This is a genomic window from Stenotrophomonas sp. STEN087 (assembly GCF_056759115.1).
The window spans coordinates 111,926-128,290 of the sequence record NZ_JBRRCR010000002.1 but is presented as its reverse complement, the minus strand read 5'-3'; the positions used below and the strand labels follow the sequence as shown (position 1 = coordinate 128,290).

The following is a 16,365-nucleotide window of genomic DNA, read 5'->3' as shown; positions in this document are numbered from 1 at the left end:
TTACCCCACGAACGTACCCGCCGCCGCCACGTACGTCGTTGTGTCCGCGCATGGCGCGGATGACGCCGCGCCCGCGGCTCCGTTCCCCTCACAGGTTTCCCATGTCCGACTTCCGTCGTCCGGGCCGCGCACTGCGCCCGTCCCGTCTGTGCATCGCCCTGCTCGCCACTGGCCTGGCCGGCACCGCGCCGACCGTGCTGGCCCAGTCCAGCACAACCGCAGCCGCGGCCCTGCTGCGCTTCGACATTCCTGCCCAGCCGCTGGATGCCGCGCTGCGCGCCTACATGCGCCAGTCCGGCGTGCAGGTGGCATATCCGGCCACGCTCGGCAACGGTGTCACCTCGCAGGCGGTCAGTGGCACGCTGTCGCCCAGTGATGCGCTGTCGCGCCTGCTGCAGGGCAGTGGCCTGGTCGCACGTCGCGTCGGCAGCGATGCGGTCACCCTGGAAGCAGCGCCGGCCCAGGCCGGCAGCGGCGTCATCGTCACCGATACGCTCAGCGTGTCCGGTGAGCACATCGAAGGCGGCGCGGTCAGCGACGAAGCACGCCTGCTCGACACCTATCGCAGCGTCGGTTCGAGCACCACGATCAACCGCACCCAGCTGGAGCGTTTCCGCGGCACCTCCAACGGCGACATCGTCAAGGGCGTGGCCAGCGTCACCGCTGGCGACCCGCGCGTCGGCAACGGCTTCGACGTCAACATCCGTGGCATCCAGGGGCAGAGCCGCGTGCCGGTCATCATCGACGGCGGCCAGTCCAGCATGGACACCTACCGTGGTTACGCCGGGCAGTCGCAGCGCACCTACCTGGACCCGGACCTGATCTCGCGGCTGACCATCACCAAAGGGCCCAGCCTGCAGGCCAACGCCTCCGGTGGCATCGGCGGCGTGGTGGAAATGGAAACGCTCAACGTCGATGACGTGCTGCGCGAGGGCCGCGACGTCGGCGTGCGCGTGCGCGGCGGCCTGGCCAACGGCAGCGCCAACAACCTGCCGGGTTACGACGCCGCACCGCGCAGCGACCGCAGCGCCACCGGCAGCCAGTTCTTCAACGTCGCTGCCGCCAAGCACTGGGACAACTTCGACCTGGTCGCGGCCTACGCGTACCGCGACAACGGCAACTACTTCGCCGGCAAGCACGGCTACGACGATTTTCCGCAGACCCGGCGCACGCTGGCTCCGCTGAACCCGCCGCGCACCGAAGTCTTCAACACCTCCGCGCGCTCGAAGTCGGCGCTGCTCAAGGGCACCTGGCGCATCGACGATGTGCAGACCCTGGAACTGGGCTACCGCCGCTATGAAGGCACCGCCGGCGAGATCATGGCCTCGCAGATCATCCGCGTGGACCGCGACCGCGTGCCGCAGTGGGACCCGGGCCACGTCGACATGGACAGCTACAGCGCGCGCTACCGCTTCAACCCGGACAGCGACAAGATCGACCTGCGCGTCAACGCCTGGTACACCGACACCGACAGCGTGATGTACAACAGCCTGACCGGGATCACCCCGTGGTACTACGACCGCCGCACCGAGTGGTACGACGCCCCGAGCTTCAGCGGCAACCCAGGCTACAAGGACGCCTACCGCAACCCGCTGCGGCAGAAGCGCTTCGGCCTGGATGCCAGCAACACCTCGATCTTCGATACCGATGCCGGCCGCTTCACCCTGGATTACGGCCTGTCCTACAGCGATGAGGACATCGCGCCGGGCAGCTCCGCGCCGATCATGCACGACGATCTGGTCAACAACCGTTTCCTGCGCAATGCCGAGCGCAAGGAATACAGCGCCGTGGCGTCGCTGAAGTGGGCGCCGGACGAGCATTGGGAAGTGCAGGCCGGTGGCCGCTGGAACCGTGTGGACGTGCACGACCGCAACCGCCTGGCGACCCCGGACAAGTACGAGGTGCAGGGCCAGTACCGCTACACCGAACTGCTCAACGGTGACCCGAACCTGCCGTCGTGGCGCGCCAAGCGCATCGCGCTGCTGAACTGGTACCCGGACGCCAACGGCGACTTCACCCAGGCCTCGCTGCTGGCCTCGCCCTACGAGCGTGGCACGGTGGCCGACATCGGCGGCTGGAATTTCTACGACGCCGATGATGCCGAAGACCTGGAAGTGCCGGTCAGCTGGACCTGGTCCAAACCGATCCGCCGCCGCGACAGTGCGTTCTCGCCGACCGCCAGCGTTGCCTTCCGCTTCAACGAAGACAGCATGGTCTACCTGAAGTACGCCGAAGGCACCAAGCTGCCGAGCCTGTTCGAGACCACCCTGGGCCTGTTCACCGCGGCCAAGCCGGTGGGCGAACTGAAGCCCGAGCGTGCGCGCGGCTGGGAACTGGGCGCGAGCACCATCCACCATGACCTGTTCACTGCCGGCGATCGCCTGGCGCTGAAGCTGGCCTACTTCGATACCCGCATCGACGACCTGATCACCCGCGACTACCGCACGCTGTCGGCCGGCCTGATCCGCAACGTCGACCAGTTCAAGGTGTCGGGCCTGGAGTTCCAGTCTAGCTATGACAGCGGCAAGCTGTTCGCCGATCTGTCGGCGCACTACTACTTCAAGGCCAAGACCTGCGCGCCGGACATCGCCGCCGAGCGTCGTGCCTACGGCGTGCAGCGCAAGATCGAGGAGCTGGCCAATACGCCTGACTGCGTCGATGGTGGCTTCGAGGGTTCGTACTCGAACACGCAGAACCCGCCGCGCTACATGGTCAACCTCACCGTCGGCTCGCGCCTGTTCGACGAGCGGCTGACCTTCGGTACCCGCGTGGTCCACAACGCCGGGCCGATCAGCAAGCTGGACAAGGAATGGAACGTCGGCCTGTCGGCGATCCAGCAGCTGTACCGCCCGACCACCCTGGTGGACGTGTTCGCCAGCTGGAGCTTCAACGACCAGCTGTCGGTGGAAGCCAACGTCGACAACCTGACCGACCGCTACTACCTGGACCCGCTGGCCCTGGGCGTGATGCCGGCCCCGGGCCGTACCGCGCGCCTGGCCATCACCTGGAAGTACTGACAGACCGGGGTCGGATCCCTTTCCAGCGGAAAGGGCTCTGACCCCGGCACGTCGGTAGCGCCGGGCCATGCCCGGCGTTTCTCCCCGAGCGCTTACAGCCCGCGCGCCGCCTTCACTGCATCTTCGTGCAGCGCTTCATTCAGCTCGTCCACCACGGTGGTCCAGGCGGCATCGGCCTGCAGCGACTCGGCCAGGAACTGACGCTGCGCATCGCTCCAGAACGGCGCATCGGCCACTTCCACTTCCGTGGCCAGCTGGTGCTGGGCGATGAACCCTGCAATGGCCTCGGCGCTGGCGTCCAGGCCCAGCTGCAGGAACAGGTTGGTCATGCTCGGTTCGGTGGTGATCATCGGAAACTGCCTGGCAGGGGAAAGGTAAGCTGCATTATCGACGCATGCCGTCTTGGGGGAAGCCCCTCGTGGCACGTCTCATGATCGACGCTTCCCCCTGGCACTCCCCGATGACCGCGACAACTTCCCCCGACGACAGCCGCAGCGTGCGCCTGAAGGCCGCCACCCGTGACAGCCATGGCGCCCTCGACAAGCGCATCATGGCCGGCGACATCTTCGCCGACCGCGGCAACTTCGCCCGCTTCCTGCGCGTGCAGTACCGCTTCCACCGCAGCATCGACGCGCTCTACGCCAGCCCTGCACTGGACGCACTGCTGCCGGCCCTGCATGAACGCCGTCGACTGCAGCAGGTGCGCAGCGACCTGCAGGACCTGGAACAGACCCTGCCGGGCCAGGACATCGCGCCGCTGGCCGCCGACCTGCCGCTGCCGGCCGCGCTGGGCTGGCTGTACGTGGCCGAAGGCTCCAACCTGGGCGGCACCGTGCTGTACAAGATGGCCGCCGCGCTGGGCCTGGACCGCGATTTCGGTGCCCGCCACCTGGCCGCGCACCCCGATGGTGCCGCCCGCCACTGGCGCGAGTTCACCGCGGCGCTGGACGCGGTGCCGCTGTCGGCCGAGCAGGAACAGCAGGTGATCGATGCCGCCGACGCCGCCTTCCGCAGCGTGCACGGTCACGTTGAAGTGGAATTCGGCGCATGAGCGGCCACCGCTGATGCGCTGGCTCTGGTTCGCGCTGGGCTGGCTGATGGTCGGCCTCGGCGTGATCGGTGCACTGCTGCCGGTGATGCCCACCACCATCTTCCTGATCCTGGCGGTGGGCTGCTTCGCCCGCAGTTCGCCGAAGTTCGAGCAGCGCCTGCTTGCCCATCCGCGCTATGGCCCCTCGCTGCGCCTGTGGCGCGAGCAGGGCGCGGTGTCGCGCAAGGGCAAGGCCTTTGCCAGCGCTGGCATGGCCGTGGGTTTCGTCCTGTTCTGCTGGGGCGCGCACCCCTCCTGGCGCCTGCTGCTGGGCGTGGGCCTGTTCTTCGCGGCCAGCGCCGGCTATGTGCTGAGCCGGCCGGCACCACGGCTTGATCCCACACCGCTGGTGGACGTGGGCGATACCGAAACGCGTGCGGCCCGCCGCCGCGCGTCTACTCCCGATTCTGATGGAACCCCCGACGATGCTGCCTGCTGACCTCGCGCCCCTGGCCGCTCCCGCCCTCACTCCGTGGGGCATGTACCTGGCCGCCGATGTGGTGGTCAAAGCCGTGATGATCGCGCTCGCTGTCGCCTCGCTCGCCACCTGGACCGTGCTGCTGGCCAAGGGCTGGGAGTTGTCCCGCCAGGCGCGCGCGCTGCGTGCGGCACGTGCGCGGCTGCTGGAGACAGCGAGTCTGCCGGCTGACGATGCGGATGCCGCGCTCGCCGAAGGCACCGCTGCAGCGATGCTGCACGCGGCCCGCAGCGAACTGCGCCTGTCGCAGGATCTGGACAGCCGCGACGGCATCAAGGAGCGCGTCGCCTCGCGCCTGGACCGGCTGGAACTGGAGACCGCCCGCGTGCAGCGGCGTGGCATCGGCGTGCTCGCCAGCATCGGGGCGGTGGCGCCGTTCGTGGGCCTGTTCGGCACCGTGTGGGGCATCATGAACAGCTTCATCGGCATCGCCCACAGCAACACCACCAACCTGGCCGTGGTCGCACCTGGCATCGCTGAGGCGCTGCTGGCCACCGCGCTGGGCCTGGTCGCGGCGATTCCGGCAGTGCTGGTCTACAACCATTTCAGCCGCGTGCTGGCCGGTCTGCGTGGCCTGCTCGGCGATCTCTCGGCGGCCGTGCAGCAGCTGGTCTCGCGCGACCTGGACCGTGCCGCCACGCGTGCACCGGCCAGCGCCCTGCGCGCGGTGCATTGAATGGCGATCAGGACTGCGTCCGACCGCGACGACACGCCCGAAGAAGCGCACGAGATCAATGTCACGCCCTTCATCGACGTGATGCTGGTGCTGCTGATCATCTTCATGGTGGCCGCACCGCTGGCGACCGTGTCGGTACCGGTGCAGCTGCCGGCCAGCAGCGCACAGGCCACGCCCAGCGAGCAGGCGCCGGTGTACGTGACCGTGCAGGCCGACCTGTCGCTGCGCGTGGGCGAGCAACCGGTGGCACGCGACGGGCTGGGTGCCGCATTGCAGACGGCGACGCAGGGTGACGCCGAGCAGCGCATCTACCTGCGTGCCGACCAGCGCGTGCCCTATGGCGAACTGATGGCGACCCTGGATGCACTGCGCGCTGCGGGCTACCTGAAGGTGGCCCTCGTCGGCCTGGAGCAGGGCGCGCGATGAACACACTGCGGCGCTGGGCGACCAGCCTGGCGATCGTGCTGCTGGTGCACGCCGTGCTGATTGGCGGGGTGTGGTGGTGGCAGGCGCGCGCGGCACCGGTCACCCCGGTGGCGCCGCCGGCCGCGTTGATGCTGGAGCTTGCGCCGACCGTGCAGGCGCCGCCGGCACCGCCGCGCGCGCTGCCGACCGGGCCGTTGCAGCAGGAACAGCAGAAGCGCGAGACCGTCCGCGAGCACGCGCCCGCACCGAAGGTGCCGCCGCAGCCGAAGGGCGACGTGGTGCCCAAGCCGCAGGTGCCGGCCAGCACCACGCAGGACAGCGCGGACGCCACTGTCGAGCGCAGCACGGCACCGCCGGAGGTTCCCGCCGACGCCGCCACGCGCTATGCGGCGCAGCAGACCACGGCCGGTGAGCGCAGCCGCGCCAATGCCACCTGGCAGGGCCTGTTGCTGGGCCATCTGCAGCAGCACCGGCGCTATCCGCGCCAGTCCGAACGGCTGCGCCAGCAGGGCGTGGTCTACGTACGGTTCGCCGTGTACCGCGATGGGCGCGTATCCGGCGCGCGCATCGAACGCGGCAGTGGCTTCGCGTTGCTGGACCAGGAAACGCTGGAGACCGTGCAGCGCGCAAGCCCCGTACCGGCGCCGCCGGCCGAAGTGGCCGGCGACCCGGTGGAAGTGATGGTGCCGGTCGCGTTCTACCTGCGCGGCCGTTGACCGGCAGCGGGGTCGGATCCCTTTCCGCAGGAAAGGGCTCCGACCCCAGCCAGCCTGCCATCCACGCATGGCGTGGATCTACTGCAGGAAAGGGCCCCGATCCCATCCACGCATGGCGTGGATCTACTGCAGGAAAGGGCCCCGATCCCATCCACGCATGGCGTGGATCTACAGCAGCGGCACCAGCAGCAGCGCCACGATGTTGATGATCTTGATCAGCGGGTTGATCGCCGGGCCGGCGGTGTCCTTGTACGGGTCGCCCACCGTGTCGCCGGTCACCGCGGCCTTGTGCGCCTCGCTGCCCTTGCCGCCGAAGTGGCCATCCTCGATGTACTTCTTGGCGTTGTCCCAGGCGCCGCCGCCGGTGGTCATCGAAATGGCCACGAACAGGCCGGTGACGATGGTGCCGATCAGCAGGCCGCCCAGCGCGCGTGGCCCCAGCAGCAGGCCCACCACCACCGGCACGGCCACCGGCAGCAGCGAAGGCACGATCATTTCGCGGATGGCCGAGCGGGTCAGCATGTCCACGGCCTTGTCGTACTGCGGCTTGCCGGTGCCCTGCATGATGCCGGGGATCTCGCGGAACTGGCGCCGCACTTCCTCCACCACCGCACCGGCCGCGCGGCCGACCGCTTCCATTGCCATCGCGCCGAACAGGTAGGGAATCAGGCCGCCGATCAGCAGGCCGATGATCACCGTGTGGTCACTGAGGTCGAAGCGGAACTCCTGGCCGGGGTTGGCCGCCTGCAGGTTGTGCGTGTAATCAGCGAACAACACCAGCGCGGCCAGTGCTGCCGAGCCGATCGCATAGCCCTTGGTCACCGCCTTGGTGGTGTTGCCCACCGCATCGAGCGGGTCGGTGATGTCGCGGATGTCCGAAGGCAGCTCAGCCATCTCGGCGATGCCGCCGGCGTTGTCGGTGATCGGGCCGTAGGCATCCAGCGCCACGATCATGCCGGCCATCGACAGCATCGCCGTGGCGGCGATGGCGATGCCGTACAGGCCGGCCAGCGCATACGCACCCCAGATCGCCGCACACACCGCCACCACCGGCAGCGCGGTGGACTTCATCGAGATGCCCAGGCCGGCGATGATGTTGGTGCCGTGGCCGGTGGTCGAGGCCTGCGCCACGTGCTGCACCGGCTTGTACTGGGTGCCGGTGTAGTACTCGGTGATCCACACGATCAGGCCGGTCAGCACCAGGCCGATCAGCGCGCAGCCGTACAGCGCCAGCGGGCCATGCACGTTGTCGCTCATCAGCCCGGTGGTGATGGGATAGAACGCGATGGCCGCCAGCACGCCGGAGACGATCACGCCCTTGTACAGCGCGCCCATGATCGAGCCGCCGGGCTTCACCTTCACGAACAGTGCGCCGATGATCGAGGCGATGATCGACACCCCGCCCAGCACCAGCGGGTACAGCACCGCATTGGCACCGGCCTCGCTCAGCATCAGGCTGCCCAGCAGCATCGTGGCGATGACGGTGACCGCATAGGTTTCGAACAGATCGGCGGCCATGCCGGCGCAGTCGCCCACGTTGTCACCGACGTTGTCGGCGATCACCGCCGGGTTGCGCGGGTCGTCCTCGGGGATGCCGGCTTCCACCTTGCCCACCAGGTCGGCGCCGACGTCGGCACCCTTGGTGAAGATGCCGCCGCCGAGGCGGGCGAAAATCGAGATCAGCGAGGAGCCGAAGGCCAGGCCGACCAGCGCGTGCAGCGCCTGTTCCATCGGCAGCCCCATGCGCAGCAGCAGTGCGTAGTAGCCGGCCACGCCCAGCAGGCCGAGGCCGACCACCAGCATGCCGGTGATGGCGCCGCCGCGGAACGCCACGTCCATCGCCGCGCTGATGCCGTTGCGCGCGGCCTCGGCGGTGCGCACGTTGGCGCGTACCGAGACGTTCATGCCGATGTAGCCGGCCGCGCCGGACAGCACCGCGCCGACCGCGAAACCAATGGCCGTGTACCAGCTGAGGAACACGCCGACCAGCACGAACAGCACCACGCCGGCCACGCCGATGGTCAGGTACTGGCGGTTGAGGTAGGCGCGCGCGCCTTCCTGGATCGCGGTGGCGATCGCGATCATGCGTTCATTGCCGGTGGGTTGGCGCAGGATCCAGCGCGCCGAGATGATCCCGTAGAGGATCGCGAGAATGGCGCAGCCCAGCGCCAGTGACAGCCCATGACGTTCCAGCATCAGACCCCTCCGCAGAATGGATGGTGAGCATCCAGTGGCGATGAACGGCACCACGAGGGGGACGACGGGTTGCAGCCTGGAACCAACCCGTGCCGACCGAAACGGTCGTCCGACGTATGGCGGTGTTCAGCATTCCCTGGTGCCCGCAGTATGCGTCCCTCCGCGCCCGGATGGTAGCGCCGGGCCGCACCGCGCCGCATGACCCGTGGGCGCCCTCCAGATGAACGCATCGCCATGCGCGCGCAACCCGCCGCCGGGCCATGGGCATGCTTTGAGAGCCAAAGACCCTTTGCACCCCGTTAAGCCACCTTCTGCAAGCCTGCGCACAGTCCTGACGGAGATTCCCCATGCGCCTGTCCCTGCTGATGCTTGCCGCCCTGGTCCCGGCCTTGCCGGCCCTCGCGGCGGAAACCCCCGAACTGCAGCGGGCGGTCGGCGCACCCCAGGCCGTAGGCGCGGTGCATACGCTGCGGCAGATTCCCGAAGCCTGCGCACGCCTGGAAGGCGTGTTCACCGGCCAGGCCGCCGAGCCGTACCGCTTCTCCGCCGTGCGCACCAGCGAGCAGTGCCAGCCGCGTGCGCGCTTCGTCGATTACGCCAAGGCACAGCCCAGTGCCGACAAGGGCTGGAAGCTCAACGACGTGATCCGCGTGCCGAATGCCGCCTGCCCGGCACAGCAGGCGGTGGTGCGGGTGTGGCGCCTGCCGGTCAACAACACCCAGGCGCTGGATGGCCAGGGCCAGTCGCGCATCTATCTGGAAGAAGCGAAGAAGCAGGCGGCCGCCGGCAAGATCCCGCAGGTGACGATGTTCGCCGCGCAGCTGCAGGTGGAAGGCAAGGCCTGTAATTGATACGGGTGGGTGCCGACCTTGGGTCGGCACCGATGACGGAACCTGCCCGGTGGCTGCCGACCGTTGGTCGGCACCGATGTCGCATCCACGCATGGCGTGGATCTACCGCAGCGCGCCATCACCCCTCGGCCAGCTTCGCCCCGCGTGCCACCAGCAGCTCGCGCAGCGCCTTGCGATGGCAATGCGCCTCCTCTTCGCAGTAGCAGCCCACGGCGATGTCGCTGTGCTGCGACAGTGCCGCCAGCAGATCCAGCGCATGGGCGGCCTCGGGCGCTTTCATCTCGGCCTTGAAGTGGCGGAAGAAGGCGTTCCAGTCCGCCGCAGTCTTCGCCTCGTGCGCCAGCTTCACCAGCGCCGGGCTGGGCGACAGCGTCGGGAACCACACGTCATACCAATCCTGGCGGGCGAACTCGCTGCGCGGCACGCCCCGTGGCGGCCGCCGCACCGTGCCGATGCGCAGGCCCTCGCCGGGCGCGCGCGGGCTGCCGAGTCGAACAACGCGCAGTGCCATCGCCTTCCTCCCTCGCCCCGACCGTGGCTCAACCCTCGAACGCGGGCAGCTTCTGCTTCACCGCCACGTTCTTCAGGGTGACGTACTTCGGCAGGCCGTCAGTGCCGTAGGGCAGGGGGGCTTCGCCCTTGATCAGCGGCGACAGGTAGGCGCGTGCCTTGGCGGTGATGCCGAAACCATCGCGGCGGATGAAGCCGGCCGGCATCTTTTTCTCATGGTTGGCGATCTTCGCCAGCGGCGCGGCCTCGATCTTCCAGCGGTAGGGCGCATCGCTGCTGCGCACGATCACCGGCATCACCCCGTTCTGGCCCTTCAGCGCCAGCTGCACGGCGGCCTTGCCCACCGCCTGCGCCTGTTCCCAGTCTGTCTTGCTGGCCAGGTGCCGGGCCGAGCGCTGCAGGTAGTCGGGCAGGGCCCAGTGCACCTTCAGGCCCAGCTGGTCCTTGACCCGGCCGGCCAGATGCGCGGCGACGCCGCCCAGCTGCGAATGGCCGAAGGAATCCTTGCCACCACCGGCATCGGCGACGAAGCGGCCATCGGCGGTGGCGATGCCCTCGGAGGCCACGACCACGCAGTAGCCGACGCGCTCGACCACGGCCTTGACCTTGGCCAGGAAGGTCGCCTCGTCATAGGCACGCTCGGGCAGCAGGATGATGTGCGGAGCCTCGTCCTCGCCATTGCCGGCCAGGCCCGCGGCGGCGGCCAGCCAACCGGCGTGGCGGCCCATCGCCTCGTAGATGAAGACGCGGGTGGAGGTCTCGGCCATCGCTGCCACGTCCAGCGCGGCCTCGCGCACCGAGACCGCGGTGTACTTGGCCGCCGAGCCGAAACCCGGGCAGGTGTCGGTCACGGCCAAATCGTTGTCGATGGTCTTGGGCACGCCGATGCAGGTCAGGTCGTAGCCGGACGCCTTGGCCAGCAGCGACACCTTCAGCGCGGTATCGGCCGAATCGTTGCCGCCGTTGTACAGGAACCAGCGCACGTCGTGGGCGCGCAGCACCTCCAGCAGGCGGTCGTAACGGGCACGGTCGGCCTCCAGCGATTTCAGCTTGACCCGGCACGAGCCGAAGGCGCCGCCGGGGGTGTGGGCGAGGGCGCGGATGGCGGCGGCACTCTCCTTGCTGGTGTCGATCAGCTCCTCGCGCAGGGCGCCGAGGATGCCGTTGCGGGCAGCCAGGACCTTGATGCCCTTGGCCCGGGCCTGCTCGATGACCGCCGCCGCGGTGGCGTTGATGACCGCCGTGACGCCGCCGGACTGGGCGTAGAGGAGGGTGCCGTTGCGCATGCTTCTACCTGCTCGGTGAGGGGGACATTGCAGAGACATTACCCGGATGCGCTAAAGTGGCGCTATTGCGGTGCAGCGATACCGGTCCGTCCGGGGCGCGAACCTTCTTTGTTTTCAACACGTTGGAGTCAGGTCAATGCGATTGGTTCTGTTGGGACCGCCCGGTTCGGGCAAGGGGACGCAGGCGACGCGCCTGAAGGAAAAGCTGGGCATTGCCCATATTTCGACCGGTGACATGCTGCGCGCGGAAATCGCCGCGGGCTCGGAGCTGGGCAAGCAGGCCAAGGCGGTGATGGATGCCGGCAACCTGGTGTCCGATGACATCCTGCTGGGCATGCTGGAGTCGCGCCTGACCCAGGCCGATGTCGCCAAGGGCTTCATCCTGGACGGCTACCCGCGCAACGTGGCCCAGGCCAATGCGATGGACGGCCTGCTGGCCAAGATCGGCCAGCCGCTGGACGCCGTGGTGCAGCTGGACGTGGCCACCGAGCTGCTGGTCGAGCGCATCGCCGGCCGCGCGCAGGAACAGGGCCGCGCCGACGACAACCCGGAAGCGGTGCGCCAGCGCCTGCAGGTCTACAACGACCAGACCGCCCCGGTGGTCGACTTCTACGCCGGCCGTGGCACCCTGGCCCGCGTCGATGGCGTCGGTGACCTGGACGAGATCGAAGCCCGCATCCTGGCGGCGATCAAGGGCTGATGGCGGTTGGCCGGCCCTGCGCCGGCCGCCGTGCAGCGACAACGAAACAGGCCTGATCCTCGCGGACCAGGCCTGTTTCGTTTCATAGGTGCCAGCGATGAGCTTGCTCAGGGCTCCGCAGCATGAGCTCCCTTGGGGATGGCCTCTTGGGGAGTAGGACCGGTTCGGGTACTACGGCTGGCTTCCTGAATTGTGTACGGGTTCACATACCTGCGCTATCGGGAATTCCCTGACAGACGATTGGACTTTTCTCACAAGCGCTGTAGGAGTTGTCTGACCCCGCTGCTGACAATGGCCCTATACAGCCGTGATCGGTCACAATCCCCGGTCATGAGCAGCGTACATATCCTTGCAATCGCCGGCACCTTCATGGGTGGCGTGGCCGCCTTGGCGCGGGAACTGGGCCATACGGTCAGTGGCAGCGACCAGGCCATCTATCCGCCGATGTCCACCCAGCTTGAGCAGCTGGGCATCGTCCTGGACCAGGGCTACCGCGCCGACAGCGTGCCGCCGGGCACCGCCGAGGTGGTGATCGGCAACGCCCTGTCACGCGGCAACCCGGCCGTGGAAGCCGTGCTCGACGCCGGCCAGCGCTACATCTCCGGTGCCCAGTGGCTGTCCGAGCAGGTGCTGCCGGGCCGCGACACCCTGGCCGTGGCCGGCACCCACGGCAAGACCACCACCACCACCATCTTGACCTGGCTGCTGGAAAGCGCCGGGCGTTCGCCGGGCTTCCTGATCGGTGGCGTGGCCGAGGATTTCGGCGTCTCCGCCCGCCTGGGCCAGGGCCGCGAGTTCGTGGTCGAGGCCGATGAGTACGACACCGCCTTCTTCGACAAGCGCAGCAAGTTCGTGCACTACCGGCCGCTGGTGGCCATCCTCAACAACCTCGAATACGACCACGCCGACATCTTCCCGGACGTGGAGGCCATCGAGCGCCAGTTCCACCACCTGGTGCGCACCGTGCCCGCGCGCGGCCGCCTGATCGTCAATGGGGAGGACGCGCACCTGGCCAAAGTGCTGCAGATGGGCTGCTGGACCCCGGTAGAGCGCTTCGGTTTCGACCCGTCGCTGGAATGGCATGCCGAGCTGCTGGCCGCCGATGGCAGCGCCTTCCGCGTGCATCACCGTGGGCAGGCGCTGGGTGATGTGCACTGGTCGCTGCTGGGCCGCCACAACGTACTCAACGGCCTGGCCGCCCTGGCCGCCGTGCATGCGGTGGGCGTGGCCCCGGCCGAGGTGATCCCGGCGCTGGCCCGCTTCCGCAGCGTCAAGCGCCGCATGGAAGTGATCGGCAGCCATGACGGCATCACCGTCTACGATGATTTCGCCCACCACCCCACGGCGATCGCGACCACGCTGGACGGCCTGCGCGCCAAGGTCGGCGACGCGCGTATCGTGGTGGCGATGGAACCGCGCAGCAACTCGATGCGGCTGGGCGCACACGCCCAGGCGCTGGCACCGTCGCTGGCGCTGGCCGACGAAGTGGTGTTCCTGCATCGGCCGGAACTGGCCTGGGATGCCGCTTCGGTGATCGCCGCCGTGCGTGGCCAGGCCCATGCCGTGCCCGATACCGATGCGCTGCTGGCACAGCTGCAGTCCAGCGTGCGCAGCGGTGACCATGTGGTGTTCATGTCCAACGGTGGCTTCGACGGCGCACCGCGCCGCTTCCTCGCCGCCCTGCAGGCCCGATGAGCACCGACGTTTCGCTGCCGCTGTTTCCGCTGCACACCACGCTGGTGCCCGGCGCGGCGGTTGGCCTGCGCGTGTTCGAGCGCCGCTACCTGGACCTGGTGCGCGACACCGGCCGCAGCGGCGAGGGCTTCGGTGTCTGCCTGATCCTGGAAGGGCAGGAAGTGGGGGAGCCGGCTACCCCGGCGGCCTACGGCGTGCAGGTCCGCATCGAGGACTTCGATGTCGGCGCCGATGGCGTGCTGCAGCTGCGCCTGCGCGGTACCCGGCGTTTCCATGTCGAGCGTACCCGCGTGCGCGACAACGGCCTGGTCGTGGCCGATGTGCGCTGGTGCGAAGAAGACCCCGATGACGAACTGAAGCCGCAGCATGCGCTGCTGGCCACGGTGCTGGGCCACATCATCGAGCAGGCCGGCGAAGCCTATGCGCCGGCGAATCCGGCGTTGCTGGACCAGGCCAGCTGGGTCGGCTGGCGGCTGGCCGAACTGCTGCCGCTCGGCGAACAGCAGCGGTTGCAGCTGCTGCAGATGGACGACCCGCACCAGCGCTTGCAGCAGTTGTTGGGGTGGATGCCGTAAGCGGCCATCCACGCATGGCGTGGATCTACGCCGCCGGGCATGGCCCGGCGCTACCCATCCACGTTCCGGTAGCGCCGGGCCAAGCCCGGCGATCGATCACGGCTGCGTCTTCAACCGCAGCACCGGCAACCCGGTTTCGGCGTGCACGTCCTCGTGCTGCGGCATGCCCTGCACGGCGTCCTTCAGCGCATTGAACGCGGGGTCGATGCCGCGCACCGGGTGCCACATGCCGATCCACTCGAAGTGGCGCTCGTAGCGCAGGGTCTGCGCACTGCCCAGCCACAGCGGCACGTCGCCCGGCTGCAGCTGGCCCGGTGCCGGCCACAGGCGCAGCACGTAGCGCTCATCCGGCTTGGCCCCCTGGCGCACCATCAGCAGGGCTTCCACGCGTGTTTCCAGCGTGGCCGGCAGCACCGGCAGTTCGTCGGCGCCGGTGTTCTTGTCCAGCATCAGCAGGGCTTCTTCCCAGCCGGCCTGCGCCTGAACGGTCCAGCCGCGCGCTTCCAGCTGCGCCTGCAGCGGTGCCAGCGGACCGGCCACCTGCACGTCCAGCGGCCAGCGCTGGTCATCGTCGAACTCGTTGCGGCGCGCCGGCAGCTTGGCCCAGTCGTGCTGCCACCAGGCCTGCATGTCCATGGCCACCGGTGCCGGCAGGGTCGGTTCGAAGCGCTCCAGCTTCACCGGGATGTTGCGCGGCGCGTACCACATCGCCGCCACCGCGAAGACGCCGTAGAACAGCCACGCCACCGGCTTCACCCAGAACGAGCGGTTGAAGCGGCGGCGGTAGGCGATGCCCAGCACCAGCAGCCAGAACGTGCCGAACAACATGCCGCCGATGACGTCGCTCAGCCAGTGCGCGCCCAGGTACAGGCGCGAGAAGCCGATCAGGCTGACCACGATGCCCGACACCAGGTACGGCCAGACGCGGGTGCGGCCGGGCATTTCGCGCGCGATCAGCACCGCGAAGAAGCCGAAGGTGATGGTGGCCATGGTCACCGACACCGAAGGGAAGCCGAAGCCACTGCTGGCATCGACCGGGCGCACCACGTCCACGGTGGTGCCCAGCAGCTTGGTCAGGGCCAGGCCGAAGGCCAGTGCGGCCAGCCAGTGCGCGGCGGCCATCCAGCGCCGGCGCCACACCAGGTAGCCCATGGCCGCGGCGGTGGCCGGCATCAGCACCTGCCAGGCGCCCAGCGAGGCCAGTGCCGCCATCGGGTAGTCGGCCAGCGGGTTGCGCAGGGCCAGCATGGCCTGGTGCACCAGCAGATCGATGGCCAGCGGTTCGCCATGGGCGACCACCACGGTCAGCAGCGCGAACCAGCCCCAGCCCAGCAACAGCAACATCAGTGCCAGCATCGCCAGCGGCACCGATTCACGGCGCTTCGGGTCGAGCACGCCGACCGTGTAGCGGCCCAGCGTGGGGTGGCGGTTGGACCAGTCCAGCAGGCGCGCCAGCCAGTGGTCCATGCGCGCGGCCGACCAGCGGTAGCCGTACAGCACGATGGCCCAGACCAGGCCGAGGATGACCACCAGCAGGCCGACCACCACCACCAGGCGTCCGGCAACCGCGGCGACGGCGTCATAGGCTTCGCCGAGGATCCAGCCCGGGGCCAGGAACAGCACCGCCCACGACAGGCTTGCGATGCCGCTGGCCTGCACGTAGCGGCTGGCCGGCATCTTCAGCATGCCGGCGATGGCGGGCACGAACGGCCGGATGGCGCCGACATAGCGCGCGATCAGGATGCTCTTGAAGGCATTGCGGCGGAACAGGTTCTCGCCACGGTCCAGCAGCTGAGGATAGCGGCTGAACGGCCAGACCCCGCGCAGGCGGTCGCCCCAGCGGCGGCCGATCCAGTAACTGATGCCATCACCGGCAAACGCACCCAGCGCCGCCGCAGCCACCGCATACGGCCCGGAGATCTGCCCCAGGCCGATGAACACGCCCACCGCGAACAGCAGGGGCAGCGCCGGCACGATGGCGCCGAGAATGATGACCGCATCGCAGAAGGCGATCAGAAAAATAACCGCGCCCGCGAGTACGGGATGGGCGGCAATCCACGCGAGGGTGGCGTCGATCCATGAAGAGTCCATTGCCCGATTATAGAGGCGTGAAGGTGACTGGTTCCCAGCGGCTTGGTGACCGTTTGCA

Annotated in this window: 15 protein-coding genes; 10 read left to right on the top strand and 5 right to left on the bottom strand. The window is 68.7% G+C overall.

The window, feature by feature from the left end:
- The first annotated feature begins 101 nt into the window (after window positions 1–101).
- Complete coding sequence (locus tag ACVOK1_RS01305) at window positions 102–3,017, top strand: TonB-dependent receptor (RefSeq protein WP_481560817.1); 2,916 nt, start codon at window positions 102–104, stop codon at window positions 3,015–3,017.
- Window positions 3,018–3,109: 92 nt separating this feature from the next.
- Here ACVOK1_RS01305 and ACVOK1_RS01300 read toward each other — a convergent pair whose 3' ends face one another.
- Window positions 3,110–3,367 carry a DUF2789 domain-containing protein gene (locus tag ACVOK1_RS01300; protein ID WP_108769912.1) on the bottom strand — a complete coding sequence of 86 codons (258 nt, stop codon included), beginning with the start codon at window positions 3,365–3,367 and terminating at the stop codon, window positions 3,110–3,112.
- 110 nt (window positions 3,368–3,477) lie between these two features.
- Here ACVOK1_RS01300 and ACVOK1_RS01295 point away from each other — a divergent pair, with 110 nt between their 5' ends.
- Genes ACVOK1_RS01295 through ACVOK1_RS01275 form a run of 5 tightly spaced genes read left to right on the top strand, consistent with a single transcriptional unit; the run spans window position 3,478 to window position 6,403 of the window.
- Complete coding sequence (locus ACVOK1_RS01295) at window positions 3,478–4,068, top strand: biliverdin-producing heme oxygenase (RefSeq protein WP_481560816.1); 591 nt, start codon at window positions 3,478–3,480, stop codon at window positions 4,066–4,068.
- A 13-nt stretch (window positions 4,069–4,081) separates the two neighbouring features.
- Window positions 4,082–4,546 carry a YbaN family protein gene (locus ACVOK1_RS01290; protein WP_481560815.1) on the top strand — a complete coding sequence of 155 codons (465 nt, stop codon included), beginning with the start codon at window positions 4,082–4,084 and terminating at the stop codon, window positions 4,544–4,546.
- Window positions 4,533–5,261 (top strand): tonB-system energizer ExbB, encoded by a 729-nt coding sequence (gene exbB / locus ACVOK1_RS01285; protein ID WP_481560814.1) that lies wholly within the window; start codon window positions 4,533–4,535, stop codon window positions 5,259–5,261. Before ACVOK1_RS01290 ends, exbB begins: the two co-directional genes overlap by 14 nt.
- Window positions 5,262–5,687, top strand: coding sequence for a TonB system transport protein ExbD (exbD, locus tag ACVOK1_RS01280; protein WP_481560813.1), 426 nt, complete (start codon window positions 5,262–5,264; stop codon window positions 5,685–5,687).
- Window positions 5,684–6,403, top strand: a complete 720-nt coding sequence (locus tag ACVOK1_RS01275) for an energy transducer TonB (protein WP_481560812.1) — start codon at window positions 5,684–5,686, stop codon at window positions 6,401–6,403. Before exbD ends, ACVOK1_RS01275 begins: the two co-directional genes overlap by 4 nt.
- 168 nt (window positions 6,404–6,571) lie before the next feature.
- Here the strand turns inward: ACVOK1_RS01275 and ACVOK1_RS01270 are convergent, their stop codons facing one another.
- Complete coding sequence (locus ACVOK1_RS01270; RefSeq protein WP_164074029.1) at window positions 6,572–8,599, bottom strand: sodium-translocating pyrophosphatase; 2,028 nt, start codon at window positions 8,597–8,599, stop codon at window positions 6,572–6,574.
- A gap of 347 nt (window positions 8,600–8,946) precedes the next feature.
- On the opposite strand from ACVOK1_RS01270, the gene ACVOK1_RS01265 reads away from it, so the two are divergent.
- Window positions 8,947–9,450 carry a hypothetical protein gene (locus tag ACVOK1_RS01265; RefSeq protein WP_313051289.1) on the top strand — a complete coding sequence of 168 codons (504 nt, stop codon included), beginning with the start codon at window positions 8,947–8,949 and terminating at the stop codon, window positions 9,448–9,450.
- Window positions 9,451–9,568: 118 nt separating this feature from the next.
- Here the strand turns inward: ACVOK1_RS01265 and ACVOK1_RS01260 are convergent, their stop codons facing one another.
- Entirely contained in the window at window positions 9,569–9,961 is a 393-nt protein-coding gene (locus tag ACVOK1_RS01260) for a DUF488 domain-containing protein (RefSeq protein ID WP_108769903.1), read from the bottom strand.
- Between the two features lie 28 nt (window positions 9,962–9,989).
- The gene (locus ACVOK1_RS01255) at window positions 9,990–11,246 is read right to left on the bottom strand and encodes a 6-phosphofructokinase (protein ID WP_164074026.1); all 1,257 of its coding nucleotides are present in this window, start codon (window positions 11,244–11,246) and stop codon (window positions 9,990–9,992) included.
- A 136-nt stretch (window positions 11,247–11,382) separates the two neighbouring features.
- Between ACVOK1_RS01255 and ACVOK1_RS01250 the strand changes: the two genes are divergently transcribed.
- The 3 genes from ACVOK1_RS01250 (at window position 11,383) to ACVOK1_RS01240 (ending at window position 14,216) form a co-directional block, all read left to right on the top strand.
- Window positions 11,383–11,946 (top strand): adenylate kinase, encoded by a 564-nt coding sequence (locus ACVOK1_RS01250; RefSeq protein ID WP_079223114.1) that lies wholly within the window; start codon window positions 11,383–11,385, stop codon window positions 11,944–11,946.
- 330 nt (window positions 11,947–12,276) lie between these two features.
- The gene (gene mpl / locus ACVOK1_RS01245; RefSeq protein ID WP_108769901.1) at window positions 12,277–13,641 is read left to right on the top strand and encodes a UDP-N-acetylmuramate:L-alanyl-gamma-D-glutamyl-meso-diaminopimelate ligase; all 1,365 of its coding nucleotides are present in this window, start codon (window positions 12,277–12,279) and stop codon (window positions 13,639–13,641) included.
- Window positions 13,638–14,216 carry an LON peptidase substrate-binding domain-containing protein gene (locus ACVOK1_RS01240; RefSeq protein WP_079223110.1) on the top strand — a complete coding sequence of 193 codons (579 nt, stop codon included), beginning with the start codon at window positions 13,638–13,640 and terminating at the stop codon, window positions 14,214–14,216. Before mpl ends, ACVOK1_RS01240 begins: the two co-directional genes overlap by 4 nt.
- A gap of 96 nt (window positions 14,217–14,312) precedes the next feature.
- On the opposite strand, the gene ACVOK1_RS01235 is transcribed toward ACVOK1_RS01240, so the two are convergent.
- Window positions 14,313–16,307 (bottom strand): bifunctional DedA family/phosphatase PAP2 family protein, encoded by a 1,995-nt coding sequence (locus ACVOK1_RS01235; protein ID WP_108769899.1) that lies wholly within the window; start codon window positions 16,305–16,307, stop codon window positions 14,313–14,315.
- Window positions 16,308–16,365 lie beyond the last annotated feature (58 nt).